This window comes from Streptomyces sp. NPDC059142 (genome assembly GCF_042755665.1).
Lineage (GTDB): Bacteria > Actinomycetota > Actinomycetes > Streptomycetales > Streptomycetaceae > Streptomyces.
In genome coordinates this window covers 6,188-8,150 of record NZ_JBHZDA010000163.1, presented here as the reverse complement: position 1 = coordinate 8,150, position 1,963 = coordinate 6,188, and the positions used below count along the sequence as shown (strand labels likewise).

Annotated in this window: 2 protein-coding genes; both read left to right on the top strand. The window is 76.3% G+C overall.

Annotated elements, in window-relative coordinates; genetic code table 11:
* The first annotated feature begins 147 nt into the window (after window positions 1-147).
* Window positions 148-735: an ArsR/SmtB family transcription factor gene (locus ACFXPK_RS31755; RefSeq protein WP_384998028.1), complete on the top strand. Its 588-nt coding sequence runs from the start codon at window positions 148-150 to the stop codon at window positions 733-735.
* Between the two features lie 17 nt (window positions 736-752).
* Window positions 753-1,963: MFS transporter (locus ACFXPK_RS31750; RefSeq protein ID WP_385080614.1), on the top strand; the 1,211-nt coding region annotated here is incomplete at its 3' end.

The following is a 1,963-nucleotide window of genomic DNA, read 5'->3' as shown; positions in this document are numbered from 1 at the left end:
GCCGGAAGGCCGTCCCCGGCCCCTACGCGTTCCCCGGCCCCATCCCTCTCCTCGCTGCCGCCCCGGTGCCCTCTCGCCGCCGGATCCGCAGGAATTATTGTGCAACTAATGTTGCGCAACTTTTCTTTTCTGTCTACGGTCAGGGCCATGGCAGACCAGGAACGGCGCAGGATCACCGATCTCGCCACCCTCAAGGCCCTCGGCCACCCCCTGCGGCTCAGCCTCTACCGGGCGCTCTTCGTCGCCCGCCGGGCCACCGCCTCGCACCTCGCCGACCAGGTCGACGAGGCCGTCGCGCTCGTCAGCTACCACCTGCGCAAACTCGCCGAGCACGGGCTCATCGTGGAGGCCGAGCGGCAGGGGGAGGACGGGCGCGAGCGGTGGTGGCGGGTCGCCTCCGAGGGGGTGAGCTGGGGGCACGAGGACTTCGACGACGCGCCCGAGGAGGTCGCCGCGTACAGCGCCGTCGGCCGCCTCGTCTTCGAACAGCGCGCCGCCCAGTACCGCGCCTTCCTCGACAGCCAGAGCGCCTGGCCCTCCGAGTGGCGCACCGCCTCCCTCAGCAGCGAGTACCTGGCCCCGCTCACCGCGCAGGAGCTGGAGGAGTTCAACCGGGAGCTGCACGAGCTGGCGATGCGCTACCAGAACCGCGGGCGCGCCTCCGAGGACGCGGGGGACACCGCGGGGCGCGAGACCGTCGCGCTCCACCTGTACGGCTTCCCCTTCCGCACCTGAGAGAGGACGGCACCGCCGTGAGCGCACCCCTCAGACCGATACCCGCCCCTTCCACCGCCCCCGTCGCCCCCACTGCCCCCGCCGTCGGGCGCCCCGCCCACCGGGACGCCAACGTGCTGCGCTGGCTCGCCGCCTACACCGCCTCGACGGTCGGCGACAACGTGTACTTCATGGCGCTGTCCTGGGCCGCCGTCCGCGGCGGCAGCCCCGCGCAGGCCGGGCTCGTCCTCGCCGTCGGCGCCGTCCCCCGCGCCCTGCTGATGCTCGGCGGGGGAGTGATCGCCGACCGCTTCGGGCCACGCCGGGTCGTCATCGGCGGGGACGCCGTCCGCTGCGCCGTCATCCTGGGCGTTGCCTTGGCGCTGCTCTTCACCACCCCCGCGCTCTGGGCGCTCCTCGCGGTCGCCCTGGTCTTCGGCGCCGTCGACGCGCTCTTCCTGCCCGCCGTCGGCGCCCTGCCGCCCCGGATCACCACCCCCGGCCAGCTCGCCCGCGTCCAGGGGCTGCGCGGTCTCGCCCAGCGGCTCGCCGGGGTGACCGGGGCGCCGCTCGGCGGGCTCGCGGTGGCGCTCGGCGGACCCGCGGCCGCGTTCGCCCTCGCCGGGGCGCTCTTCGCCCTGTCGCTGCCGCTGCTCATCGCCGTACGCATGCGGCCGGGACCGGCCGGGGACCCGGCGGACGGTGCCCCGGACACCGGGCCCGGGGCCTGGGCCGAGCTGCGGGACGGGCTGCGCCACCTCCGCCGCCACCGGGTGCTCGCCCCGCTCATGGCCACCGTGGCCGTCGGAGAGCTGGGCTTCGTCGGACCGCTCAACATCGGGCTCACGCTCCTCGTCCAGGAACGCGGCTGGGGCGCCGACGGCATGGGATGGATCGTCGCGTCCTTCGGCGCCGGCGCCGGCCTCAGCGCCCTGCTGCTGACCGTACGGGGACACGTACCGCGCGCCGGACTCGTCCTGTCCCTCGGGCTGTGCGGCGGAGCCGTCTGCGTCGCCGCCGTCGGATACGCCCCGTCCGTCCCGTACGCCGTGGTCGCGGGCGCCCTGATCGGACTGCTCGCCGGGCTGGGCGGCGCGCTGTGCGCGGCGCTCCTCCAGACCACCGCCGAGCCCGGCGAATTGGGGCGGGTGACCCCCCTGTCGGCCCCGGTGACCCGCGGGGGGGGGGGCGCGCGGGGGGGGGGGCGGGGGGGGGGCGGGGGGCGGGGGGGGGGGGGGGCGCGGGTGGC

Excerpts from the sequence above, each read along its gene's own strand:
- ACFXPK_RS31755 (WP_384998028.1), top strand. The coding sequence starts at position 148 with ATGGCAGACCAGGAACGGCGCAGGATCACCGATCTCGCCACCCTCAAG.